Origin of the sequence: Pseudomonas sp. BYT-1, assembly GCF_023611805.1 — a bacterium.
GTDB lineage: Bacteria > Pseudomonadota > Gammaproteobacteria > Pseudomonadales > Pseudomonadaceae > Aquipseudomonas > Aquipseudomonas guariconensis.
Genome location: NZ_CP072559.1, coordinates 1,772,865 through 1,797,890 on the forward strand (window position 1 = coordinate 1,772,865; position 25,026 = coordinate 1,797,890).

Below are 25,026 nucleotides of genomic sequence, written 5' to 3' on the forward strand. Positions count from 1 at the left end.
TAGATAGCGAGGCAAGCATGAGTAATGGGCACATTGCCGGTATTGACGGGGATCAATGGGCGCAGGTGGGAAATATCCCAGGCTTGCGCTGCGATCCTCCGAGAATTCGGGGGGATCAGGACTACAAGGGCTGCCTGATCCTGGCCCACGGCGCGGGGGCGCCGATGGACAGCGACTTTCTGGAGGACATGGCGCAAAGGCTGGCAGCACAAGGGGTAGGCGTGATCCGCTTCGAGTTCCCCTACATGGCCCAACGTCGTGAGGGCGGCGGCAAGCGGCCGCCCAACCCACAGAAGGTGCTGCTCGACTGCTGGCGCGAGGTGTATCGGCAGGTGCGACTATTGGTCGCGGGGCCGTTGGCCATTGGCGGCAAGTCCATGGGCGGGCGCATGGCGAGCCTGCTGGCCGATGAGCTGGGGGCCGATGCCTTGGTTTGCTTGGGGTATCCGTTCTATGCGGTGGGCAAGCCGGAAAAACCCCGGGTCGAGCATCTGGCGGGGTTGCGCACGCCTACGCTCATCGTCCAGGGCGAGCGCGATGCCCTGGGGAACCGGGAGGCGGTGGCGGGGTATGTGTTGTCGCCTGCGATCGAGTTGTGTTGGTTGGCGGCAGCGGATCATGACTTGAAGCCGCTGAAGGCGTCGGGTTTGACGCATGAGGGGCATCTGCAGGTGGCGGCTGAGCGGGTTGCTGCGTTTCTGATGAGGTAGTGGTGTTGGTTTGAGGTTTGTGGCTGATCCGTCTGATGTGCCGCCGCTTGGTCACCTTTGCGCCATTGCGGCGACCTACTTTTGCCCAACAGCAACAGTAGTCGCCGCAAAGGCGAAAAGCGTCGGTGGCGTCACCACCAGAAACGGATAATCACACTACCCAAGAAGAGCTCAGTCGCGATACTCACACAGGTAAGCTGTATCCACCGCCACCTTCAGCTGGAACTTGCTGTCCGCAGGCACATTGAACTGGCTCCCCGCCTTGAAGACTTCCCAGTTATCGCTCCCCGGCAGCTTCACGGTCAGCGCGCCGGACACCACGTGCATGATTTCCCGCTTGGCCGTGCCGAACTCGTATTCGCCCGGCGCCATGACACCCACGGTAGCTGGACCTTCCTCGCCCGTGAAGGCGATCGACTTGACGGTGCCATCGAAGTACTCATTGACCTTGAACATGGAGCGACTCCTGAAAAAAGGGAGGAAAAAAGGCTGGCCAGTATGCCCAAGCCCCAACACCTCGTCATCTGAATTCAGGTGCCGCTGGCCGGCAGGCTCAACGGAAGTAACCGCGCAGTGTTGCGGGCGTCTTCCAGGGCGCGATGCTGCTGGCCGGCGAACTGCAGGCCGGCCAGTTGCAGGGCGCTGTTCAGCCCCATCGGGCGCTGCAGTTGGCGGGCCTTGGCAAAGCGCTGTTTGAGGTTGATGTGGGGTAGGGCCTGCAGCAGGCTGGTGAGCTGGTGCTGTTTCCATTCCTGTTGCAGCTGCTGGCGGTCGTAGTCGCCCCAGCTGACCCAGGCCTGCAACTGCCCCTGATGATGGCCGAGCCAGCGCTCGAACTGCGCCCAGACCTCGGTAAAGGAGGCTGCGCCGTCGACACTGGCCTGGGTGATATGGGTCAACTCACGGCAGAAGGGGGTCAGCTGTGGTCGCCGCCTGGGCCGCACGAAGCGCTGGAAGTGATCGATCTCGCGACCTTCGCGTGTCACCAGGCTCGCCCCGATTTCAATGATTTCCATCTCCGTGACGGGCCAGCCACCGTCATCGGTGGTCGCTTCCAGGTCAATCACCAGCCAATGCCCCATACCGGGCTCCCGTGCAAGACGCAGTCCCCTGCGTGGTCGCTAGAGCGTAGCCAATCTGAGGCCCAAGGGCATCCCCTGGCACAATGCTGCTGTTTTGACATCGCAGAAGGTTGTGCCCTGGCGGGAAAGCGCCTAGCTTAGTTGAATCCATTCACAAACCGTGATGAGTGTCTGCTTTTGACTTCCGTGACCGGCTCGAAGGCCTTGTCTTCCTTGTTGATTCTCGCCGCAGTGTGGATGGCGCTGCCTGCGTCGGCGCAAGCGGTTGTCGAGGTGAGGGTCGGGGCGGCGCATTTTCCGCCCTATACCGTGCGTCCCGAGCAGGGCGCTGACAACGGCCTGTTGCCGCAATTGCTCAAAGCCCTCAACCAGCAACAGCACAGCTACCACTTCGTGCAGGTTCCCACGTCGATTCCTCGGCGTTTTGGCGATTTCCAGCAAGGGCGCACGGACATCGCGATATTCGAGAATCCCAAATGGGGCTGGGAACAGGTTCCCCACGAAAGCGTAGACATGGGCCTGGAAGATGCCGAAGTGTTCGTCGCACGCCAACAGGCCGGGCGAGACCAGCACTATTTCAGCAGCCTGCAAGGCAAACGCCTGGCATTGTTCCACGGCTATCACTACGCCTTTGCCGACTTCAATTCCGACCCTCGCTATCTGAGCCAGAACTTCAGCGCCACGCTGACCTACTCCCACGACAGCAACTTGCTGATGGTGCAGCGTGGACGTGTCGACATTGCCCTGGCGACGCGATCGTTTCTAGCCGACTTCATGGCGCGAAACCCGGACAGCCGGGCGCAGCTGATGGCCTCCGAGCGGGTCGATCAGGTCTATCACCACTATGCGATGGTGCGCCCAGGCGCGCCGATCGATGCCCGGACATTCGCCGCCTTGCTCGATCGGCTGCGCGCGAGCGGCGAATTGCTGCGCATCTTCCAGCCCTATCGGATCAACGTCGTGGCGCCGAGCGGCCACTAAATTCCCTAATGCCCGTCACGTCTACCGGATTGAGCCTTCATTTCAATGCCGTGAGCCATGACCATGCCGTTCGATGCCGATTCGCAGCCCCTTTCCCTGCCGCGTTGGCGCAGTCTCAGCGCCGATGAAAACGATTGCCGGTTGAGCCTGACCCTTGAGGGGCAAGCGTTGATCCGGGTTCGCCTGACCCCAGGCGAGCCGCTGCACGTCCACCTCGAGCAGGTGTGCCAAGCGCGCCCCGCGCAAGCGCTGTGGGCAGCCTGCTACTGGCTGCTCTCGCGGGATCCAGCGCGCCAGCGCCTGGTCTGGCATTGCCCGCATCCAGTGGATTCGGCCTTGGCCAGCGGCCTGCTGGTGCCCGGTGACCAGCCAGGGCTGTACCTGTGCGAGCGAGCGATGTTCTGGCAACTGCCGCAGCCCTGGCTGGGCGATGCGCAAGCCGGCGCTTATCCGCAGCAAATGCAGATCAGCGATGGCAAGCGCCATCCTCGTCGTGCACCCAAGCCCCGAGGTGAGGTGTACCGGCGATTCGATGCGCGCCTGGGGGCCTGGGTGTCGCTGCGCACGCTTGAAATCGAACAGGACCTGGAACGCTTCAATCGCTGGCAGAACGATGCACGTGTGCTGCAGTTCTGGCAGGAAGGCGGCACGCTCGAACAGCATCGCCGATACCTGACCAAGCTTCAGGCCGACCCGCATACCCTTACCTTGATCGGCTGCTTCGATGACCAGCCCTTTGCCTACTTCGAGGCCTACTGGGCCAAGGAGGACCGCATCGCGCCGTTCTATCCGGCGGACGACTACGACCGGGGTATCCATATGCTGGTGGGCGAGCAGGCCCATCGCGGTCCGCACAAGGTAGCCAGTTGGCTGTCGGCGCTGGTGCACTATTTGTTCTTGGACGATCCGCGGACCCAGCGGGTGGTCGCCGAGCCGCGTGCCGACAACGGCAAGATGATCGGCTACATGCACGATCAGTGCTTCCATTGCGAAAAAGAGTTCGATTTTCCGCACAAACGGGCGGCGTTGATGATCTTGGGGCGGGAGCGGTTCTTCGACCGCTGCTCACTGTCCTGAGCCGATGGGGCCGCACAGCGGCCCCATCGGGTTCAGGCCTGGCGGGTGTGCTTGCGGCAATGGATCAGGGCATCGCGGATCATGAAGTTGACCAGCGTCGGCGACACCCCAAGTTCCTTGGCGATGTCTTTCTGCGGCACGCCATGCAGGCGATACATCTCGAAGGCGTAACGGGTGCGCTGGGGCAACTCGCCGAGGGCCTCGGCGATGTGCTCGAGGGTGGCGAGGTTGATGTGGGTGGTTTCGGGCGAGGCGTTCTGCAGGACGACGTTCAGGCCTTCTTCTTCACTGCCGGAATACTTCTGCTCCATGGCCTGCTTGCGGTAGTGATCGATGGCCAGGTTGCGCACGATCTGGAACAGGTAGCTGAGCTGGGCCTTGAACGACGAGGTGATCTGCGGCGCGGCGCTGAGTCGGAAGAAGGCATCCTGCACCACATCTTCGGCGCGTGAACGGCAGCCGGTGATGCGGGCCGCGATCTTGACCAGGATGCTGCGGTTGTCGACGAATGCCTGGAGCAGTGGTGAATCGCACTTACTTGTGGATAGTTGTTCCGCCATGGAAATCACCTGGACGCTGAAGGGAAGGGGAAGGCGTCTGTGTAGGACGCTTCCTACGACGAGCGACAAATTATTCACAATGATAATGATTGTCAAATGCGAAAAGTAATTAGTAGCGTGGCGTTTGCGTTCTAAGCCTCGACCGTTGAAATCGGCCCCTTTCGCCTCTCGTCTGCTTTGTCTGCCGCTGCCAAGCGGTTTAATTATTTGCCCCGCCCATCCGTTCCCCTGTGTACATCCGGCTGTCGAACGCTTTGCGCCTGTCTCGCGGCGCAGCGTCGGCACGACTTATCCAGACACTGGCAGGAACTCCCCATGATGGACGCCTTCGAACTCCCGCTCTCGTTGGTCCACGCCCTGGCGCAGCGCGCCACGCGGACCCCCGACCGGATCGCCTTGCGCTTTCTGGCCGATGATCCCAGCGAGCAGGCCGTGCTCAGCTATCAGGAGCTGGATCTGCGAGCGAGGGCCATTGCCGCGGCGCTGCAGGCGCGTACCGATTTTGGCGACCGGGCGGTACTGCTGTTTCCCAGTGGCCAGGACTACGTGGCGGCGTTCTTCGGGTGCCTGTACGCCGGGGTCATTGCCGTGCCGGCGTATCCGCCGGAATCTTCGCGGCGCCATCACCAGGAGCGTCTGCTATCGATCATCGACGATGCCCAGCCGCGCCTGCTGCTCACCGTCGACGCCTTGCGCGACAGCTTGCAGGGCCTCGATGCCCTAGCGCAGCAGGGCGCCCCTGGCCTGCTGGCCGTGGACTGTCTGGACCCGGCGCTGGCGGCCGACTGGCGCGAGCCGGTGCTGACCGGTGAGCACATTGCCTTCTTGCAATACACCTCCGGCTCGACTGCCTTGCCCAAGGGCGTGCAGGTCAGCCATGGCAACCTGGTGGCCAACGAGCAACTGATCCGTCAGGGCTTTGGCATCGACCTGAACCCGGACGACGTGATCGTCAGCTGGTTGCCGCTGTACCACGACATGGGCCTGATCGGCGGGCTCTTGCAACCGATCTTCAGCGGCGTGCCCTGCGTGCTGATGTCGCCGGGCTATTTCCTTGCCCGGCCACAGCGCTGGCTGCAGGCGATCAGCGACTATGGCGGCACCATCAGCGGTGGTCCGGATTTCGCCTACCGCCTGTGTAGCGAGCGGGTCAGCGAGGCGGCCCTGGCTGGCCTGGATCTGAGCCGTTGGCGGGTGGCGTATTCAGGGTCCGAGCCGATTCGCCAGGACAGCCTGCAGACCTTCGCGGACAAGTTCAGTGCATGTGGATTCGAGGCGAGCAGCTTCTTTGCCAGCTACGGCCTGGCCGAGGCGACGCTGTTCGTCAGCGGTAGCCGCCGGGGCCAGGGCATCGCTGCCATGGCCCTGGACGCCGAGGCGCTCGCCGCCAATCGCGCCGAACCTGGCCAGGGCAGTGTACTGATGAGCTGTGGCTATCCGCAGCCCGGCCACGCCGTGCGCATCGTCGACCCGCAGCGCCTGGCGGTGTTGGGCGATAACCGCATCGGCGAAGTGTGGGCTGCAGGGCCGAGCATCGCGCAGGGCTATTGGCGCAACCCAGAGGCCACCGCACGCACCTTTGTCGAGCAGGACGGCCAGACCTGGCTGCGCACCGGGGACCTGGGCTTCATGCGTGATGGCGAGGTGTTCGTCACCGGGCGCCTGAAAGACATGCTCATCGTTCGGGGCCAGAACCTCTACCCACAGGACCTGGAAAAGACCCTTGAACGCGAGGTCGAAGGGCTGCGTAAAGGCCGTGTCGCGGTATTCGCCGTGGACGACCAGGGGGAAGAGGGTATCGGCGTGGCGGTGGAGATCAGCCGCAACGTGCAGAAGGTCATCAAACCTCAGGACCTGATCCGTACTGTGCGCCAGGTCATTGCCGATGCCTGCCGCCAGGCACCTGCGGTGGTACTGCTGCTCAACCCCGGCGCCTTGCCCAAGACCTCCAGTGGCAAGCTCCAGCGCTCGGCCTGCCGCCTGCGCATGGCCGATGGCAGCCTGGACTGCTATGCACGTTTTCCGACTGTCGAAGCGCCTGTGGCTGCGCAGGCGATAGGTGGTGAGCTGCAGGAGCGTATTGCGGCCATCTGGCGCGAGGTGCTCAAGGTCGAAACGGTGGCACCGGACGATCATTTCCTGCTGCTGGGCGGCAACTCTATCGCCGCCACCCAGGCGACCGCTCGCCTGGCGGACGCACTGGGTGTCGGCCTGAGCCTGAGCACGCTGTTCGAGTCGCCGACCCTGGCCGATTACAGCACTGCGGTGGCAGCGAGCCTGGCCGAAGGTGGCACCGCGTCCGCGGCCATCGATGCTCTGGGGCGTGGCAAGGCTCTGCCGCAATCGCTGGCGCAGAACCGTCTGTGGCTACTGTGGCAGCTGGCGCCGGAGTCGGCGGCCTATAACATCCCTGCCGGTTTGCACCTGCGGGGTGAGTTGGACGAGTCGGCGCTGCAGGCGAGCTTCCAGGCGCTGGTGGCACGTCACGAGTCCTTGCGTACGCATTTTTGCGAGGTCGACGGCCAGGCCATGCAGCAGGTCTTGCCCGAGGCGACCTTCGAGCTGCACCGCACGGATCTGCAAGGGGCGGACGCCGAGCAGGTCCTGGCCTGTCGCGAGGCCGAGGCGCGGCAGCCGTTCGACCTCACCCAAGGACCGCTGCTGCGCGTCACGCTGGCGCGCCTGGGCGATGAGGACCACCAGCTCTGGGTAACCCTGCACCACATCGTTGCCGATGGCTGGTCGTTGAACATCCTGCTCGACGAATTCGCCAAGCTGTACGCCGCCCATTGCCAAGGCCTTCAGGCCAACCTGGCGCCCCTGCCGCTGGGCTACGCCGACTATGGTCATTGGCAGCGCCAATGGTTGGCCGGCGGCGAAGGTGAGCGGCAGTTGAACCACTGGAAGGCGCAACTGGGCGATGAATTGCCGGTGCTCGACCTGTGCACCGACCATCCGCGCGCCACTGAGCGCACCCATCGCGCCGCGCGTCTGAGCGTGAAGGTGCCCGCCACGCTGGCCACTGCCCTGGACACGTTGGCCCGCGAGCAGCAGGCTAGCCTGTTCATGGTCCTGCTGGCCGCCTGGCAAGGCCTGTTGCACCGGTACACCGGTCAGGGCGATATCCGCGTCGGTGTGCCCAACGCCAACCGCCCGCGCCTGGAAACCCAGGGCATGGTGGGCTTTTTCATCAACACCCAAGTGCTGCGCGCCGAACTCCATGGCCGCCTGCCGTTCAATCAGTTACTGGCCCAGGTGCGCCAGGCCACACTGCTGGCCCAGGCCAACCAGGACTTGCCATTCGAGCAATTGCTCGAGGCGCTGCCAGATGCCCGCGAGCAGGGGCTGTTCCAGGTGATGTTCAATCATCAGCAGCGTGATCTTTCGGCGCTGCGCCGCCTGCCTGGTCTGCTCGCCGAAGAATTGCCCTGGCATAGCCGCGAGGCCAAGTTCGACCTGCAATTGCACAGCGAGCAGGATCACCAGGGGCGTTTGAGTCTAGCGTTCGACTATGCCGCCGAGCTGTTCGAGGCCGATACCATCGAACGTCTGGCCAGGCACCTGCTGACCCTGCTCGAGCAAGTCTGCGCCTGCCCGCAGCGCGTGCTGGGCGAGGTGCGCTTGCTCGACGACGCAGGCCATGCGCAAATGCTGGCTTGGGGGCAGGCGCCTGCGCCGAGCGCCCAGCGCCTGGTGGTCGAGCAACTGACCGACCAGGGCCAACGCACACCGGAGCGTACGGCGCTGGTGTGGGAAGGTGGCAGTCTCGACTACGCCAGCCTGCACCAGCAGGCCAATCGCCTGGCCCACTACCTGCGTGACAAGGGCGTCGGCCCGGACACCCGCGTGGCCATCGCCCTGGAACGCTCGCCACAGTTGATGATCGGTCTGTTAGCCATCCTCAAGGCCGGTGGCGCCTATGTGCCGCTGGATGTCGATTACCCGACCGAGCGCCTGGCTTACATGCTCAGCGACTGTGGCGCCGCACTGCTGCTCAGCCACAGCGCCACGCTCGAACGCCTGCCGCAGGTCCAGGGCGTCAGTGCCATCGCTTTGGATCAGCTGCATTTGGACAGCTGGCCGAGCCATGCCCCAGGCCTGCACCTGGACGGCGACAACCTGGCCTATGTGATCTACACCTCAGGCTCCACCGGCCAGCCCAAGGGCGTGGGCAACACCCATGCCGCGTTGGCTGAGCGCTTGCAATGGATGCAGGGCACCTACGCGCTGGACGACAGCGACGTGCTGATGCAGAAGGCACCGATCAGCTTCGACGTATCGGTGTGGGAGTGCTTCTGGCCGTTGATCCAGGGGTGCACGCTGGTACTGGCCGGCCCTGGCGAGCACCGCGACCCGCGGCGTATCGCCGAGCTGGTGCAGGCCCATGGCGTGACCACGCTGCATTTCGTCCCGCCGTTGCTGCAGGTGTTTGTCCAGGAGCCGCTGGCGGCGAGCTGTACCAGCCTGCGCCGGGTGTTCTCCGGCGGCGAGGCGCTGTCGGCGCACCTGCGTGACCGCGTGCTGCAAGTCTTGCCGCAGGTGCAGTTGCACAACCGCTATGGCCCGACCGAGACCGCCATCAACGTCACCCACTGGCATTGCCAGACGCAGGATGGCGAACGCTCGCCGATCGGCCGGCCGCTGGGCAACGTGCTGTGCCGAGTGCTGGATGACGAGCTGGAACTGACCGCGCCGGGCGTACCGGGCGAGTTGTGCCTGGGCGGCGCGGGACTGGCCCGTGGTTACCTGGGCCGTCCTGGGCTGACCGCCGAACGCTTCGTGCCCCAGCCCGATGGCAACGGCGAGCGCCTGTACCGCAGCGGCGACCGTGCCCGCTGGCTGGTGCCGCAGCAAGCCTTGGAATACCTCGGCCGCCTCGATCAACAGGTCAAGGTGCGAGGATTTCGTGTCGAGCCCCAGGAGGTCCAGGCCTGCCTGTTGGCCGAGCCGGGCGTCGACCAGGCCTTGGTGCTGGTCCACCCCGATGCCGTCGGTGCGCAGCTGGTCGGCTACTACAGCGGTGTCGAACAGTCCGAGGCGCTGCTCGCGGCCTTGGGCGAGCGCCTGCCGACCTACATGGTGCCGGCGCAACTGATTCACCTGGCACAGATGCCCCTAGGGCCGAGCGGCAAGGTTGATCGCAAGGCACTGCCGGCACCGGTCTGGCAGCAACGCGGTCATGTCGAGCCGCAAAGCGCTGTGCAGAAACAGGTGGCGGCGATCTGGCGTGAGGTGCTGAATCTGCCGCGGGTCGGTCTTCTGGATGACTTCTTCGCCCTCGGTGGCCACTCGCTGCTCGCCACCCAGATCGTCTCGCGTACCCGCCAGGCGCTCGACGTCGAGCTGCCGCTCAAGGCCTTGTTCGAGGCCAGCGAACTGGGCGCCTTCTGCGCCGAGATCGAGCGCATTCAGGCCGACGGCGGGCACAACCGGCAAGGCGTCATCGAGCGGGTCGATCGGCGCCAGGCAGTGCCGCTGTCGTATTCGCAGCAGCGCATGTGGGTTTTGTGGCAGATGGCGCCGGAGAGCCCGGCCTACAACGTCGGCGGTATGGCGCGCCTGCGCGGCGTGTTGCATGTGGATGCCTTCGAGCGGGCCTTGCAGGCCCTGGTCGTGCGCCATGAGACCCTGCGCACGACCTTCCCTGAGATCGACGGCGTGCCATATCAGTGCGTGGCCGAAGACAGCCCGCTGCGTGTGCAGTGGCATGATTTTTCCGCGCTCCAGGGCGAAGATCGCCAGCAGCGCTTGCAGCTACTGGCCGATGAGCAGGCGCACCTGCCGTTCGACCTGGCGCGCGGCCCGTTGCTGCGCGCCTGCCTGGTCAAGACCGGTGAGCGCGAACACTACTTCGTGCTGACCCTGCACCACATTGTCACCGAAGGCTGGGCCATGGACATCTTCGCCCGTGAGCTGGGCGAGCTGTACGAGGCCTTCGTCGATGAGCGCGAGTCGCCCCTGGCGCCGCTGCCGGTGCAGTACCTCGATTACAGCGTCTGGCAGCGCCAGTGGCTCGAAAGCGGAGAAGCAGCCCGCCAACTGGCCTACTGGAAAGCCCGCCTGGGGCACGAGCATCCGGTGCTGGCGCTGCCTTCGGACCGTCCGCGTCCGGCCGTACAGAGCCATCGTGGCGAGCTGTACCGCTTCGACCTCGACCCCGCGCTGGTCGAACGTGTGCATGCCTTCAACAGCCAGCATGGCTTGACCTTGTTCATGACCATGACCGCCACCCTGGCCGCCTTGCTGCACCGCCATAGCGGTCAGCGCGACCTGCGCATCGGCGCGCCGATGGCCAACCGTGTCCGCCCGGAAAGCGAAGGGCTGATTGGCGCCTTCCTCAACACCCAGGTGCTGCGTTGCGAGCTCGATGGGCAAATGACCGGCAGCCAATTGCTCGAACAGGTCCGTCGCACCGTGATCGATGGCCAGTCGCACCAGGACCTGCCATTCGACCAGCTGGTGGAGGCCTTGCAGCCCCCGCGCAGTAGCGCCTACAACCCGTTGTTCCAGGTGATGTGCAATGTCCAGCGCTGGGCCTTCCAGCAAAGCCGCGAACTGGCGGGCATGAGCGTGGATTACCTGGTCAACGACGCCAGTGCGACCAAATTCGACCTTTACCTGGAGGTGACTGACCTGGACGGTCGCCTGGGCTGCTGCCTGACCTACAGCCGTGACCTGTTCGACGAGCCGCGCATCGCCCGCATGGCTGAGCACTGGCAGCAATTGTTGGTCGGCCTGATCGATGCCCCGGGCTCGCGCCTGTGCGAGCTGCCGATGCTCAGCAACGCTGAGCAGCACGCGCTGGTCGGCCAGTTGCAGGGTGAGCAAGGCCTCGAGCTCGAGCAGACCCTGCATGGCCTGTTCGCCTTGCAGGCTTCGCGCAGCCCTCAGGCCCGGGCGCTGACCTTCGCCGGCCAGCACCTGACCTACGCTGAACTGGACCAGCAGGCCAACCGCCTGGCCCGCGCCCTGCGTGAACGTGGCGTCGGGCCGCAGGTGCGGGTGGGCCTTGCCCTGGAGCGTTCGCTGGAAATGGTCGTGGGCTTGCTTGCCATCCTCAAGGCCGGCGGTGCCTATGTGCCGCTGGACCCGGAGTATCCCCTCGACCGCTTGCGCTACATGATCGAGGACAGCCGACTCGGCCTGCTGCTCGGGCAGCGTGCTCTGTTCGATGCCATAGGGGGGCTGCCTGAAGGCGTGGCCCAATGGTGCCTGGAAGACGATGCCGCGTCGCTTGCGCATTACAGCGATGCGCCACTGGACAACCTCAACCTGCCGCAGCATCAGGCCTACCTGATCTACACCTCAGGCTCCACCGGCCAGCCAAAGGGTGTGGTGGTCAGCCATGGCGAAATCGCCATGCATTGCCAGGCGGTGATCGCGGCCTTCGGCATGCGCAGCGACGACTGCGAGTTGCACTTCTATTCGATCAACTTCGACGCCGCCACTGAGCGCCTGCTGGCGCCGCTGTTGTGCGGCGCTCGGGTGGTGCTGCGTGGCCAGGGCCAGTGGGGTGCCGAAGAGATCTGCCAGCTGGTGCGCGCGCAGCAGGTGAGCATCCTGGGCTTTACCCCCAGTTACGGTAGCCAGTTGGCCCAGTACCTGCTTGGGCAGCACGAGCAGTTGCCGGTGCGCCTGGTGATCACCGGGGGCGAAGCATTGACCGGGGAGCATCTGCAGCGAATCCGCCAGGCATTCCTGCCACAGCAGTTCTTCAACGCCTACGGGCCGACTGAAACCGTGGTCATGCCGCTGGCCTGCCTTGCGCCGCAGCAGTTGCCGGCGGATGCGGGCAGCGTGCCGATCGGCCGGGTGATCGGGGCGCGCACGGCTTACGTTCTGGATGATGACCTGGCGTTACTGCCTCAGGGCGGCATCGGTGAGCTGTACATTGGGGGCGCCGGTCTTGCCCAGGGGTATCACGATCGTCCGGGGCTGTCGGCTGAGCGCTTCGTCGCCGACCCGTTCAGTCAGGAGGGCGGTCGTCTGTACCGCACAGGGGATTTGGTGCGCCTGCGCGCCGATGGTCTGGTCGAGTATGTGGGGCGTGCCGATCAGCAGGTGAAAATCCGTGGTTTCCGTATCGAACTGGGCGAGATCGAAAGCCAGCTGCAGGCCCATGCCGCTGTCGATGAAGCCGTGGTCGTCGCCCTGGACCTGCCGGGGGGCAAGCAATTGGTGGGCTATCTGGTCTGCCCGCAGGCCAGCGCTGACGCCGACACCCAGGTGGCCCTGCGCGAGGCGGTCAAGGCCCATGCCCGGCAGCACCTGCCGGATTACATGGTGCCTGCGCACCTGGTGCTGCTGAGCAGCCTGCCGCTGATGGGCAACGGCAAGCTCGATCGCCGCGCCTTGCCGGCGCCGGACATCGAGCAGGCACGCCAGCACTATCAGGCGCCGGCCAACGAACTGGAGCAGCAACTGGCGCAGGTCTGGCAAGAGGTGCTCAACGTTGCCCGCATCGGTGTGCAGGACAACTTCTTCGAATTGGGGGGCGACTCGATTTTGTCGATTCAGGTGGTCAGTCGCGCCCGCCAGCTGGGCTTGCAGTTCACCCCGCGCGATCTGTTCCAACATCAGACTGTCCAGGCGCTCGCCGCCGTGGTCAGCCGTAGCGAGGCGCAAAGCGGCATCGAGCAGGGCGCTCGGCAGGGCAGCAGCGCCCTGACGCCAATCCAGCGATGGTTCTTCGACAGCGAGATCGTTCACCCTCAACACTGGAATCAGACCGTGCTGCTGGAGGTCCGTCAGCCGTTGCAGACTCAGGCGCTGGAGCACGCCCTGGCGGCGCTGGTGGCGCATCACGACAGCCTGCGCCTGCGCTTTACCCAGGCCAACGGGCATTGGCAGGCCGAGTACGTCCAATCGCCTGGCCAGCAATTACTGTGGGTCGCCACCGTGGCGGATTTCGAGAATTGCCAGGCGCTGTACACCGATGTACAGCGCAGCCTGGACCTTGCCGAAGGCCCATTGCTGCGTGCGCTGCTGGTGACCGACGGGCAGGGCGCCCAGCGCTTGCTGCTGGCGATCCATCACTTGGTGGTGGACGGTGTGTCCTGGCGCGTGTTGCTCGAGGACCTGCAGACGCTCTACCGCGGCCAGCCACTGGCGGCCAAGACCCACGCCATGGCTGACTGGGCCGCGCGCCTGGTCAGCTATGCCGGCAGCGACTCGCTGCGTGACGAGCTTGGCTGGTGGCAGGATCAGCTCGGTACTGCCCGTCGCGAACTGCCCTGCGATCATCCCCAGGGCGGCAACCTGCACCGCCATGCCCGTACCTTGGCCATCGGCCTGGACGAGGAGCAGACCCGCCAGTTGCTGCAACAGGCACCTGCGGTCTACCGGACCCAGGTCAATGACTTGCTGCTCACCGCCCTGGCGCGCACCCTGTGCCGCTGGAGCGGTGACAGCCAGGTACTGGTGCAACTGGAAGGCCATGGTCGTGACGGCCTGTTCGAGGACATGGACCTGACCCGCAGCGTCGGCTGGTTCACCAATGCCTATCCGCTGTGCCTGACGCCGCAACTGGGCGACACCGAACAGGACGTCGCCGCGGCCATCAAGGGCATCAAGGAACAACTGCGCCAGGTGCCGCACAAGGGGCTGGGATATGGTGTGCTGCGCTACCTGGCCGACACCACCGGGCGCGAAGCCATGGCCGCCTTGCCCCAGGCGCGCATCACCTTCAATTACCTGGGTCAATTCGACCAGCAGTTCGACAGTGCCGCGCTGTTCCAGCCGCTGGATGCGCCGGCAGGCCTGGCCCATGACCTGGATGCGCCGCTGCCCAATTGGCTCAGCGTCGATGGCCAGGTGTATGGCGGTGCCCTGCAACTGCGTTGGACCTTCAGCACCGAGCGCTATGACGAGGCGACCATCGCCGCGTTGGCCGAGGCCTATCGCCAGGAGCTGCTGGCCCTGGTCGGCCATTGCCTGGCCGACGGCACCGGCAGTTTCACGCCTTCGGATTTCCCGCTGGCTCGCCTGACCCAGGCGCAGATCGACGCCTTGCCGGTACCGGCAGCGCAGATCGAGGATGTCTACCCGCTCACGCCCATGCAGGAAGGCCTGCTGCTGCACACCTTGCTGGAACCGGGCACAGGCATCTATTACATGCAAGACCGCTACCGCATCCACAGCGCCCTGGATCACGAGCGCTTCGCCCAGGCCTGGCAGGCCGTGGTGGCGCGCCACGAGGCCCTGCGAGCATCGTTCAGCTGGAACGCCGGCGAAGCGATGCTGCAGATCATCCACAAACCAGGCAAGACGCCGCTGGACTACCAAGACTGGCGCGGTCTTGACGACGCGGCCCAGGAGGCGCGCCTGCAAGCGCTGCACAAGCAGGAGCGCGAAGCCGGCTTCGACCTGCTGCGCGAGGCTCCTTTCCACCTGCGGCTGGTACGGGTTGCTGACGACCGCTACTGGTTCATGATGAGCAACCACCACATCCTCATCGATGCCTGGTGCCGTTCGTTGCTGATGAACGATTTCTTCGCGCTCTACCAGGCCCTGGGCGAGGGGCGCGCCGCTCAGTTGCCGGTGCCGCCGCGCTACCGCGACTACATCGGCTGGCTGCAACGCCAGGACCTGGGTGAGGCGCGCCAGTGGTGGCAGCGCAACCTGGCAGGCTTCGAGCGCGCCACGGCCATCCCTAGCGACCGGCCGCTGCGCCATGACCATGCGGGCAACGGCATGATCGTCGGCGACTGCTACACCCGCCTGGACGTGCGCGACGGCGTGCGACTGCGCGAGCTGGCCCAGGCCCATCAGTTGACCATCAACACCTTCGCCCAGGCGGCCTGGGCGCTGGTGCTGGCCCGCTACAGCGGCGAGCGCGACGTGGTCTTCGGCGTCACCGTGGCCGGCCGCCCGGTCAGCCTGCCGCAGATGCAGCGCACTGTCGGCCTGTTCATCAACAGTATTGCCCTGCGTGTGCGACTGCCCGAGCCGGGCCAGCGTCAGCGCGTGGGGCAATGGTTGCAAAGCCTGCTTGAGCGCAATATGGAACTGCGCGAGTACGAGTACCTGCCGCTGGTAGCGATCCAGGAGTGCAGCGAACTGCCCAAGGGCCAGCCACTGTTCGACAGCCTGTTCGTGTTCGAGAACGCCCCGGTGGAAACCGCCGTGCTGGACCATGCCCAGCAATTGAACGCCAGCTCCGATTCGGGCCGTACCCACACCAACTTCCCGCTCACGGCGGTGTGCTACCCGGGCGACGACTTGGGCCTGCACCTGTCGTTCGACCAGCGTTACTTCGACTTCGCCACCGTCGAGCGCTTGTTGGCCGAGTTCAAGCGCCTGCTGCTGGCGCTTGTAGACGGCTTTGACGGTGATGTGGCCGAACTGCCGTTGCTTGGCGAAGCCGAGCAACGCTTCCTGCTGGAAGACTGCAACCGCACCGAACACGCCTATGCGCTGGAGCAGAGCTATGTCGAGCTGTTCGAGGCGCGGGTCGCCGCGCACCCTGAGCGCACGGTCGCTCGCTGCCTGGACGCGTCCTGCGATTACGCCGGGCTGAACCTTGTGGCCAACCGCCTGGGCCATGCCTTGATCGCCGCGGGCGTGGCCGTCGATCAGCCGGTGGCGCTGCTCGCCGAGCGTGGTCTGCCGCTGCTGGGCATGATCGTCGGTTGCTTCAAGGCCGGCGGTGGTTATCTGCCGCTGGACCCGGGCCTGCCGCCTGCGCGCCTGCAGCGCATCGTCGAACTCAGCCGCACGCCGGTGCTGGTGTGCACGGCGGCCTGCGCCGAGCAGGCGCGTCAGTTGCTCGACGAGATCTCCGGGGTCGCCAGGCCGACGCTGCTGGTATGGGAGCAGGTGCAAGCCAGTGCCATGGCCAGTCACAACCCAGGCATCTACAGCGCGCCCAACAACCTGGCCTACGTGATCTATACCTCCGGCTCCACCGGCCTGCCCAAGGGGGTGATGGTCGAGCAACGCGGCATGCTCAACAACCAGTTGAGCAAGGTGCCGTACCTGGAGTTGGACGAGCACGACGTGATCGCCCAGACCGCGTCCCAGAGCTTCGATATTTCGGTGTGGCAGTTCCTCGCAGCGCCCTTGTTCGGCGCCCGGGTGCAGATCGTGCCGAACGCCATCGCCCACGACCCACAAGGCCTGCTGGCGCACGTGCAGGCCACTGGCATCACGGTGCTCGAGAGTGTGCCTTCGCTGATCCAGGGCATGCTCGCCAGCGAGCAGCGGGCACTCGAGGGCCTGCGCTGGATGCTGCCAACCGGTGAGGCCATGCCTCCGGAGCTGGCCGCCCAATGGTTGCAACGCTATCCGCACATCGGGCTGGTCAACGCCTATGGCCCGGCGGAGTGCTCGGACGATGTGGCGTTCTTCCGGGTCGATGCTGCATCTACCCGCGGCAGCTACCTGCCGATTGGCACGCCGACCGATAACAACCGACTGTACTTGCTCGACGAGACCCAGGCGCTGGTGCCCTTGGGAGCGGTGGGCGAGTTGTGCGTGGCCGGTACCGGCGTGGGGCGTGGCTATGTGGGGGACCCGCTGCGCACGGCGCTGGCTTTCATCCCTCACCCCTACGGTGCCCCAGGCGAGCGTCTGTACCGCACGGGCGACTTGGCACGGCGCCGGGTCGATGGTGTGCTCGAGTACGTGGGCCGGATCGACCACCAGGTGAAGATCCGCGGCTACCGCATCGAGCTGGGTGAGATCGAAGCCCGTCTGCATGAGCAGGTCGAGATTCGCGATGCGGCGGTGGGCGTACAGGAAGGCATCAACGGCAAGCACTTGGTCGGCTATCTGGTGGCGCATCAGGGCGTGGCGGCCTATGCCGTGCTGTTGGAGCAGCTCAAGTCGCGTCTGCGCGCCGAGTTGCCGGAATACATGGTGCCGCTGCACTGGGCCTGGCTGGCGAACCTGCCCCACAACGCCAACGGCAAGCTCGACCGCAAGGCCCTGCCTGCGATCGACATCGGCGCGCAGCACAGCCAGGACTACCTGGCGCCCCGCGACGAGCTGGAGCACACGCTAGCGGGGATCTGGGCCGATGTGCTCAAGGTCGAGCGCGTGGGGGTGCACGACAACTTCTTCGAGTTGGGCGGGCATTCATTGTTGGCAACCCAGATCGCCTCGCGTGTGCAACAACAGTTGCAACTGAATGTGCCGCTGCGGGCGATGTTCGAGTGCAACACGGTGGAGGCATTGGCCGAATACGTGCGAGCGCTGGAGGGCAGCGCGCTGGATGAGGGCAAGGTCGACCGGCTCAGTGACCTGATGGCGGAGTTGGAGGCGCTTTGAGGTGTAGGGGCCGCGTTGCGCCCCTTCGCGGGAAGCCCGCTCTGGCAGACACTGCGGTGTTCTCACAACCACGGTGCCTGCGGGGGCGGTTTTACCCGCGCATCAGGGGGCTGGGCAGGCTACTGTTCAGCGCTTGCCCAGAATCTGCCCGAGCATCTCGGGCCGCGGCGCGCCTTGCTGGCTCTGTAACTGGCCTTTGTCATTCTGGTAGAAGATCGCCGGGGTCGCTGCCAAGCCCATCTCTTCCATCAAGGCCATGTTGGCCTCCAGCTTTTGACGCACCGCCTCGGGGATGGTCCCCAGCGGCTTGAGGGTGCTCGCCTTGCCGGCTTTCTCATGCTGTTGCAGCGCTTTGGCCGGGTCCTTGGCAGCCAACAGCGCCGCTGACTTGCCCGGGCTGTCCTCGCGGATGATGCCGACCATGATGTGGCGCAGTTGCACCTTGCCCGATTCCACCCAAGGCCGCGCCTGCTCCCAGAACATGTTGCAGTACGGGCAGTTGGGATCGCTGAACAGGTACACCTTGCGCGGTGCGTCGTCCCTGCCGTCGGCGATCCAGGCGGTTTTTTCCATCTTCGCCCAGATCGCTTTGCTCATCGGGGCATACACGAGTTTTTCCAGCGGCTCGGCGCTGAGGTCCTTGCCTTGTTCGTCGAACAGGCTGCCCACCAGCACGTGCTTGCCATCGGGGGTGAGGTACAGGGCGATGCCGTTGTTCTGGTAGGCAGCGGCATAGCCTTTGAGGCCATTGGGCGCATCGAAGGTGCCTTTGATTTCGGCGCCCTTGGCTTGCAGTTGCTCGATGGCCTTGGGCAACTCTTCAGCCTGCAATGCGGGGGCCGTGAAAGCCATGAGGGCAAGGGGCAGGAGGGCATTCAATCGCATGTCAATTTCCTTGTGCGGCGGAGGCGGGCAGGTTGGCCTGCTCGAAAGGTTCCAGGGCGCGGTGCAGACTGGCCCGGGACAACTCGCCCAGGTGACTGCCGATCAAGCGCCCTTCGGCGGTGTAGAACAAGGTGGTGGGCAGGGCCATGGAGCCCACCTGCTGGGCCAGCTGACCGCTACCGTCGAACAGCACGTGGGTCAGGCTCAAGCCGGTGGTGGCCAGGAAGGTGCTGACGTTCTCCGGCGTCTCGCCTTGGTTCACGAACAGGAACGTCACGTGCGGGTACTCGTCCTGGGCCTGTTGCAGCACAGGCATTTCCCGACGGCACGGTGGGCACCAGGTGGCCCAGAGGTTGATCACCAGCGGCTTGCCTCGGTAATCGTGCAGTGCCACCGATTGGCCGCCGGCATTGCGCAGGCTCAATGTCGGCAACTCGGTGCCTTTGCTGTAGAGATGGCTGCCTAGGCTGGCAAGGATCCAGAACACCGCACCGCTCAGCAGCGCCCAGCCCAGTGGCCGACGCAGGCCCGGATGTCGCCGGCCCTGCCACAGCGCGCCGATGACGATGCCGATCAGGCCGGCCCACAGCAGGAAACCGCCGTCGCGAATGTCGATCGCCTGCAGCGGATCGTCGCGGAACATCGGCCAGTACGCCAGGACGAAACCTGCGCGGGCACACAGCAGCCCCAGCAGGAACAGGTTGAACAGCGCCGACTCGGGGCTTTCACCGCCGCGCCGGGCCACCCACCAGCCCACGACACTGGCCACGGCCAGGGCCGCGAGCAGTAGCAGGTGGTTGAGGGCCATGGTCAGTGGCCCCAGGGTCACAGTCAGCATCAGCCTTGGCTCCTGGTCTGTGCCCAGTGTTGCTTGAAGGCTGCGGCATCCACTTCACCGGTGATGCGCCGGGCTCGGCGCTCGTCGCCTTCCGGACCGATCCAGATCAGGCTGGGCGGGCCTGGCACCTGGTAGCGTTGCAGCAACTCGCGGCTGGCGGGCGTGTCGGCGGTGACGTCCAGGCGCACCAGGTGCACGCTGGCGAGGTCGGCAAGCACATCGGGCCGGGCGAATACCTGTTTCTCCATCACCTTGCACGACACGCACCAGTCGGCATAGTAGTCCAGCATGACCCACTGGCCACGCGCCTTGGCAGCGTCCAGTTCGCGTTGCAGATCCTGGGGCTGGCTGACAGTGACGAAGGCGTCCTCGGCCTTGGCCGCGCTTTGCACGCCGCTGCCGGCAAAGGGCTGCAAGGGTTGCCACAGATCGTCGCCGCCAGCGGCCGCGCCGACCAGCAACAGCCCGCCCCAGAGCGCACCCAGCAAGGGGATCGCGCGCAGGGCCGGCAAACGGTGCAGGGCCGGCCAGGCGGCCCAGGCCAGGGCGATCAACCAGGCGCCACCCAGGGCCAGCAGCAACGGGGCCGGCAGCAGGCTGCGCAAGGTGTACAGGGCCATGGCCAGGAAGACGAAACCGAACAGCCCCTTGACCAGGTTCATCCAGGCGCCGGGGCGGGGCAGGTAGCGGTTACCGAGGGTGACCAGCAACAGCAGAGGGACGCCCATGCCCAGCCCGAGGCTGAACAGCACCAACGCCCCTTGCAGCACGTCGCCGCTCTGGGCGATGTACAGCAATGCGCCGGCCAGCGGTGCGGTCATGCAGGGCCCCATGAGCAGACCGGAGAGCGCGCCGAGCAGGGCTGCGCCATACACATTGCCACCGCGGGTGCCTTGGCCGGCACGGTCCAGGCGATCGCGCAGGGCGGCAGGCAGTTGCAGTTCGAAGGCGCCGAACATCGGCAGGGCGAGCATCACGAACAACGCTGCCAGGCTGCCCAGCAACCAGGGTTGTTGCAGCCACGCCTGCAAGCTGGCGCCGAGCAGGGCGGCCACCACGCCAAGGCCGGCATAGACCAGCGCCATGCTCAGTACATAGACCCCCGCCAGCAGCCAGCCACGGCGGGCGCTGGCGCCATTGCCCAGGACCAGCCCGGCGAGGATCGGCAGCATCGGCAGCGAACAGGGCGTGAAGGCCAGCAGCAGGCCAAGGCCGAAGAACGCCAGCAGGCTCCACGCCAGGCTGGCCTGTTGCAGGTCGCTGGCCAGGGCCTGGTCAGTGGCTTGATCCGAAGCCGGCATTGCCTGGCCACCCAGGTCGATGGCGGTGGTTTGAGGCGGGTAGCACAAGCCTGCATCGGCGCAGCCTTGCCAGCCCAGGCGCAATTGGCCCTGGGCAGTGGCGGGTATCAGCAATTGGAGTTGGTGGCGGTAGACCGCGCTGTCACCGAAGAACTCATCATGGTGGTTTTCGGCGGGAGGGAGCTGTGGCTGTTGTTCAGGCGCGAGGCCGTCGAACTTCAGACGCTTTTGGTAGAGGTAATAGCCGTCCTTGATCTGGAAGTTCAGGCGCATCTGGCCGTCGGCCTGGCGGTCATGGGTCAGGACGAAAGCCTGGTTGACCGGCAGGAAGTCGGGCTTGGTCTCGAACGGGTTGGCCTGCAGCGGGCCGGCCAGCAGAAATGTCAGGAAGAGCAGGAGAACGCGCATGTCTTCGCCTTGGCAGTACTGTGAATCTGGCCATGCTGGCCTTGGCTGATTAACCCAAAGTTAACCGGTGTCGTTTTGCTGCCATTCTGCAAGTGCCGCCCGAGGTTCGACTGGCAATGGGCGGGTACAGCCGTCTCGTTAATCATTCATAATCGGTTCTTAATCCGCCAAGCGTGCAATACAAGCTTCCCCATCGGAGACCCCTCATGCACGTACTGCTTTGCGAGGACGACGACCTGATCGCCAGCGGCATCTGCGCCGGCCTCGCCGCCCAAGGCTTGACCGTGGACAGGGTGGCCACCGCTTCGGCCGCGCAGGCCTTGCTTCAGGCTGCGCAGTTCGATGTGATGATCCTCGATCTGGGCCTGCCCGACGAAGATGGCCTCAAACTGCTGCGCCGCCTGCGCCAACAAGGCGTGACCCTGCCCGTGCTGGTGCTCACCGCCCGCGATGCGGTCACCGACCGGGTCGATGGCCTGCAGGCCGGGGCCGACGACTACCTGCTCAAACCCTTCGACCTGCGCGAACTGGCGGCCCGTCTGCACACTCTGTTGCGGCGCGTAGCGGGTCGTGCGGTGAATGTCATCGAGCATGGCCCCCTACGTTACGACCCCAGCAGTTGCGAGGCCACCCTGGCCGGCCGGGCGGTGGACCTGTCCCGCCGCGAGCAGGCGCTGCTGCAGGCCTTGCTGCAAAATCCCGGACGGGTGCTCTCCAGCGAGCAGCTCAAGGACTGCGTCTATGGCTTCAGCGACGAGGTCGAAAGCAATGCCTTGAACGTCCATATCCATCACCTGCGCCGCAAGCTCGGCAACAGCATCGTCGAGACCGTGCGCGGCCTGGGTTATCGCCTAGGCCCGGCGCAGGCTCCGCAGGAGCCAGCACCATGAGCCTGCGCGCGCGCCTGACGCTGATCCTTGGCAGCGCCTTCGTGATCATCTGGGCATTGGCCGCCGCCTGGATGCTGCGCGACCTGCGCCAACAGATGATGTTTTCCCTCGACCAACGGCTGGTCGCATCGGCGCGTATGGTCGCCGGGCTGATCGAACAACTGCCGCAGCCGCTGGCGGCCAAGGGCGAGGATGCGCATTTCTCCGCCGACCAGCTCAGCGTGCCGGATGGCATGGCCTGCCAGGTCAGCTCCCTGCGCGGCGAGATCCTGGCCAGCAACCACAAGCACGACGGTGCCATGGACGATCAGCGCAGTGGCTTCCGTGACCAGACCATCGACGGTGCGCTGTGGCGCACTTTCACCTACAACCATGGCGATGTGCGCATCACCACCGCCGACCGTCACCAGGAACGCGAGGCGCTCAATCGCTCGATCTTGCTGGCAGCCTCAGCGCCGGTATTGATGGCCCTGCTTGGCAGCCTAGGGTTGTTGTGGATCGGCGTCGGCAAAGGGCTGGAGCCGCTCAACCGCATGCGCGATGCGCTGCGCAGACGCCGCGCCGACAGCGTCGAGCCGCTGCAGGTGGCGGGCATGCCCAGTGAGCTGCAGCCATTGCTCGAGACCCAGAATCAACTGTTCTTGCGCATCGCCCAGACCATCGAGCGCGAACGGCGCCTGACCGACGATGCCGCCCATGAGCTGCGTAGCCCGCTGACGGCGATCAAGACCCACCTGCAGGTCGCGCGCATGACTGACGGCGCGGTCCGCGAGCAGGCCCTTGAGCATGCCGAGCAAGGCACTGACCGCATGCACCGGACTCTCGAACAACTGCTGATGCTGGCCCGGGTTGAGGGCAGCCTGTCGTTCGACGACGGCGTGCAGTGCAGCGCCGAGCAGGTGGCACGCCAGGCGGTGCAAGACGCCGGCGGCGGCGACAACCGCCGCATCGTGGTACGCCTGCCGGAGGAGGCCAGCCGGATCTACCTGGGCATGCCCGCGCCGCTGGCGGTGGCGGCGTTGCGCAACCTGCTGGACAACGCGCTGCGCCACGGCGGCGAAAACGCGGTGGAACTGGAGGTGCAGATGGCCGACGGGCAGGTGGGTTTCATGGTTCGGGACCACGGGCCGGGGATCGCCGAAGAGGACATCGAGCACCTGACCGAACGCTTCTGGCGTCATGACCAGAGCGGTGGCTGCGGGTTGGGGCTGGCGATTGTCCAGGCCATCGTGCAGCGCTGCGCCGGCAGCCTGCGCTTCGAAAGCCACAACGATGGGCTGCGGGTGTGGCTGCAGGTGCCGGCGCGCCAGGAGGCTTGATCCTCGATGTGGCGCAAACCTCATGACGGTTAAACCCGTTCCCATTCGGCCCACCTGGGCTCTGCGGGAGCGGGTTTACCCACGAAGAGTGCGCCTGCGGAAAAACCTGCCTGACAGCTAAATCCTTGCCTCGCTGAAGCGTTTTCCAAGCGATAACCACCCGACACCCATCCGCTTACCGGGGCGTGGCGGGGCTCATTCGCTTGTTCGCGAGGATTTTTCCGATGTCGATCGCTTCCAGCCTTGCCCAGGTCCTGCCGAGCAGCGCGCCACAGACGCTGTACGAGTTCGAGGATTCCCCCCTGCTGTTGCGCCAGCAGCAACAGGAGTCCAACGCCCGCAGTTACCCGCGGCGTATTCCCTTGGCACTCAAGCGTGCCCGTGGCATCCATGTCGAGGACGTCGAAGGCCGTCAGTTCATCGATTGTCTGGCAGGTGCCGGCACCCTGGCCCTGGGCCACAACCACCCGGTGGTGATCGAGGCCATCCAGCGCGTGCTGGCCGAAGAGCTGCCCCTGCACACCCTGGACTTGACCACGCCGGTCAAGGACCGCTTCGTCCAGGACCTGTTCGGCATCCTGCCCGAAGCCTTGCGCCGGGAGGCAAAGGTTCAGTTCTGTGGACCGACCGGCACCGATGCGGTAGAGGCGGCGCTGAAACTGGTACGCACCGCCACGGGACGTAGCACGGTGCTGGCCTTTCAGGGGGCCTACCATGGCATGTCCCAGGGGGCGTTGAGCCTGATGGGCAGCCTGGGGCCGAAACAGCCGCTGGGTGCGCTGCTGGCCAATGGCGTGCAGTTCCTGCCGTATCCCTATGACTATCGATGCCCCTTCGGCCTGGGTGGCGAGGCGGGCGTGCGTGCCAACCTGCATTACCTGGAGAACCTGCTGTGCGATCCGGAAGCCGGTGTCGCGTTGCCGGCGGCGGTGATCGTCGAAGTGGTGCAGGGCGAAGGCGGAGTGATCCCTGCGGATATCCAGTGGTTACGTGGCCTGCGCCGTATCACCGAGCAGGCCGGCGTCGCGTTGATCGTCGACGAGATTCAAAGTGGCTTTGCCCGCACCGGGCGCATGTTCGCCTTCGAGCACGCCGGCATCGTGCCGGACGTGGTCACCCTGTCCAAGGCCATCGGCGGCAGCCTGCCCCTGGCGGTGGTGGTCTATCGCGACTGGCTGGACACCTGGAAGCCTGGAGCCCATGCCGGTACCTTCCGCGGTAACCAAATGGCCATGGCGGCAGGTTCCGCGGTGATGGGCTACTTGGTCGAGCATCGCCTGGCCGAGCACGCCGAGGCCATGGGCCAACGCTTGCGTGGCCACTTGCTGCGTGTGCAGCAGGATTATCCGCAGCTTGGAGATGTTCGGGGGCGTGGGCTGATGCTTGGGGTCGAACTGGTGAACCCGGATGGCGCCGTCGATGCGCTGGGCCGGGCTCCGGCCAACGGCACCCTGGCACCGAAAATTCAGCGCGAATGCCTCAGGCGCGGCTTGATCCTGGAGCTCGGCGGGCGCCACGGTGCGGTGGTGCGCTTCCTGCCACCGCTGATCATCAGTGCCGAACAAATCGACGACGTGGCCGACCGCTTTGCTCAGGCCGTGCAGGCAGCGGTGTCCGCCGGTTGAACGAACGGAACCTGCCAAGGCTCGGGGGCTTCTGCCAGCAGTAAATTTCCCGATCCAGGTTACGTCCTAGCTTGGACAGAA

General features: G+C 65.4%; 13 protein-coding genes. 7 read left to right on the forward strand and 6 right to left on the reverse strand.

Translation table 11 applies throughout. The features are described 5' to 3' along the window. The first annotated feature begins 17 nt into the window (after positions 1-17). On the forward strand, positions 18-710 hold the full coding sequence (locus J5X93_RS08110; RefSeq protein ID WP_043212341.1) for an alpha/beta family hydrolase: 693 nt from the start codon (positions 18-20) through the stop codon (positions 708-710). 171 nt (positions 711-881) lie between these two features. Here the strand turns inward: J5X93_RS08110 and ppnP are convergent, their stop codons facing one another. Further along, positions 882-1,166, reverse strand: coding sequence for a pyrimidine/purine nucleoside phosphorylase (ppnP, locus tag J5X93_RS08115; protein WP_043212311.1), 285 nt, complete (start codon positions 1,164-1,166; stop codon positions 882-884). 74 nt (positions 1,167-1,240) lie between these two features. Further along, a complete protein-coding gene (locus J5X93_RS08120; protein WP_043212313.1) occupies positions 1,241-1,792 on the reverse strand; it encodes a 3'-5' exonuclease in 552 nt (183 codons plus the stop codon). Positions 1,793-2,029: 237 nt separating this feature from the next. Here J5X93_RS08120 and J5X93_RS08125 point away from each other — a divergent pair, with 237 nt between their 5' ends. Both J5X93_RS08125 and J5X93_RS08130 read left to right on the forward strand, forming a co-directional pair. Beyond that, the gene (locus tag J5X93_RS08125; protein ID WP_377735421.1) at positions 2,030-2,773 is read left to right on the forward strand and encodes a substrate-binding periplasmic protein; all 744 of its coding nucleotides are present in this window, start codon (positions 2,030-2,032) and stop codon (positions 2,771-2,773) included. Between the two features lie 63 nt (positions 2,774-2,836). Then, positions 2,837-3,850, forward strand: a complete 1,014-nt coding sequence (locus J5X93_RS08130; RefSeq protein ID WP_182943351.1) for a GNAT family N-acetyltransferase — start codon at positions 2,837-2,839, stop codon at positions 3,848-3,850. A 32-nt stretch (positions 3,851-3,882) separates the two neighbouring features. On the opposite strand, the gene J5X93_RS08135 is transcribed toward J5X93_RS08130, so the two are convergent. After that, positions 3,883-4,410, reverse strand: a complete 528-nt coding sequence (locus J5X93_RS08135; RefSeq protein WP_043212316.1) for an RNA polymerase factor sigma-70 — start codon at positions 4,408-4,410, stop codon at positions 3,883-3,885. A gap of 315 nt (positions 4,411-4,725) precedes the next feature. Here J5X93_RS08135 and J5X93_RS08140 point away from each other — a divergent pair, with 315 nt between their 5' ends. Beyond that, complete coding sequence (locus tag J5X93_RS08140) at positions 4,726-17,679, forward strand: non-ribosomal peptide synthetase (protein ID WP_250034613.1); 12,954 nt, start codon at positions 4,726-4,728, stop codon at positions 17,677-17,679. A gap of 126 nt (positions 17,680-17,805) precedes the next feature. On the opposite strand, the gene dsbG is transcribed toward J5X93_RS08140, so the two are convergent. Genes dsbG through dsbD form a run of 3 tightly spaced genes read right to left on the reverse strand, consistent with a single transcriptional unit; the run spans position 17,806 to position 21,111 of the window. Then, complete coding sequence (gene dsbG, locus J5X93_RS08145) at positions 17,806-18,564, reverse strand: thiol:disulfide interchange protein DsbG (protein WP_182818333.1); 759 nt, start codon at positions 18,562-18,564, stop codon at positions 17,806-17,808. Between the two features lies 1 nt (position 18,565). Further along, the gene (locus J5X93_RS08150; protein ID WP_043212321.1) at positions 18,566-19,402 is read right to left on the reverse strand and encodes a TlpA disulfide reductase family protein; all 837 of its coding nucleotides are present in this window, start codon (positions 19,400-19,402) and stop codon (positions 18,566-18,568) included. Next, complete coding sequence (dsbD, locus tag J5X93_RS08155) at positions 19,402-21,111, reverse strand: protein-disulfide reductase DsbD (protein ID WP_182941423.1); 1,710 nt, start codon at positions 21,109-21,111, stop codon at positions 19,402-19,404. The genes J5X93_RS08150 and dsbD overlap by 1 nt, the downstream gene beginning before the upstream one ends. Positions 21,112-21,317: 206 nt before the next feature. Here dsbD and J5X93_RS08160 point away from each other — a divergent pair, with 206 nt between their 5' ends. The 3 genes from J5X93_RS08160 to J5X93_RS08170 all read left to right on the forward strand — a co-directional run bounded on the left by J5X93_RS08160 (position 21,318) and on the right by J5X93_RS08170 (position 24,945). Next, positions 21,318-22,001: a response regulator gene (locus J5X93_RS08160; RefSeq protein WP_070574229.1), complete on the forward strand. Its 684-nt coding sequence runs from the start codon at positions 21,318-21,320 to the stop codon at positions 21,999-22,001. Continuing rightward, entirely contained in the window at positions 21,998-23,320 is a 1,323-nt protein-coding gene (locus tag J5X93_RS08165) for an ATP-binding protein (protein ID WP_090345942.1), read from the forward strand. Before J5X93_RS08160 ends, J5X93_RS08165 begins: the two co-directional genes overlap by 4 nt. Before the next feature lie 224 nt (positions 23,321-23,544). Next, entirely contained in the window at positions 23,545-24,945 is a 1,401-nt protein-coding gene (locus J5X93_RS08170) for an aspartate aminotransferase family protein (protein WP_102081754.1), read from the forward strand. Positions 24,946-25,026: the final 81 nt, after the last annotated feature.

Coding starts and splice junctions, on each gene's coding strand:
- J5X93_RS08130 (WP_182943351.1), top strand. CDS start 2,837: ATGCCGTTCGATGCCGATTCGCAGCCCCTTTCCCTGCCGCGTTGGCGC.
- J5X93_RS08170 (WP_102081754.1), top strand. CDS start 23,545: ATGTCGATCGCTTCCAGCCTTGCCCAGGTCCTGCCGAGCAGCGCGCCA.
- J5X93_RS08120 (WP_043212313.1), bottom strand. CDS start 1,792: ATGGGGCATTGGCTGGTGATTGACCTGGAAGCGACCACCGATGACGGT.
- J5X93_RS08165 (WP_090345942.1), top strand. CDS start 21,998: ATGAGCCTGCGCGCGCGCCTGACGCTGATCCTTGGCAGCGCCTTCGTG.
- J5X93_RS08160 (WP_070574229.1), top strand. CDS start 21,318: ATGCACGTACTGCTTTGCGAGGACGACGACCTGATCGCCAGCGGCATC.
- dsbG (WP_182818333.1), bottom strand. CDS start 18,564: ATGCGATTGAATGCCCTCCTGCCCCTTGCCCTCATGGCTTTCACGGCC.
- ppnP (WP_043212311.1), bottom strand. CDS start 1,166: ATGTTCAAGGTCAATGAGTACTTCGATGGCACCGTCAAGTCGATCGCC.
- J5X93_RS08140 (WP_250034613.1), top strand. CDS start 4,726: ATGATGGACGCCTTCGAACTCCCGCTCTCGTTGGTCCACGCCCTGGCG.
- J5X93_RS08150 (WP_043212321.1), bottom strand. CDS start 19,402: ATGCTGACTGTGACCCTGGGGCCACTGACCATGGCCCTCAACCACCTG.
- J5X93_RS08125 (WP_377735421.1), top strand. CDS start 2,030: ATGGCGCTGCCTGCGTCGGCGCAAGCGGTTGTCGAGGTGAGGGTCGGG.
- J5X93_RS08110 (WP_043212341.1), top strand. CDS start 18: ATGAGTAATGGGCACATTGCCGGTATTGACGGGGATCAATGGGCGCAG.
- dsbD (WP_182941423.1), bottom strand. CDS start 21,111: ATGCGCGTTCTCCTGCTCTTCCTGACATTTCTGCTGGCCGGCCCGCTG.
- J5X93_RS08135 (WP_043212316.1), bottom strand. CDS start 4,410: ATGGCGGAACAACTATCCACAAGTAAGTGCGATTCACCACTGCTCCAG.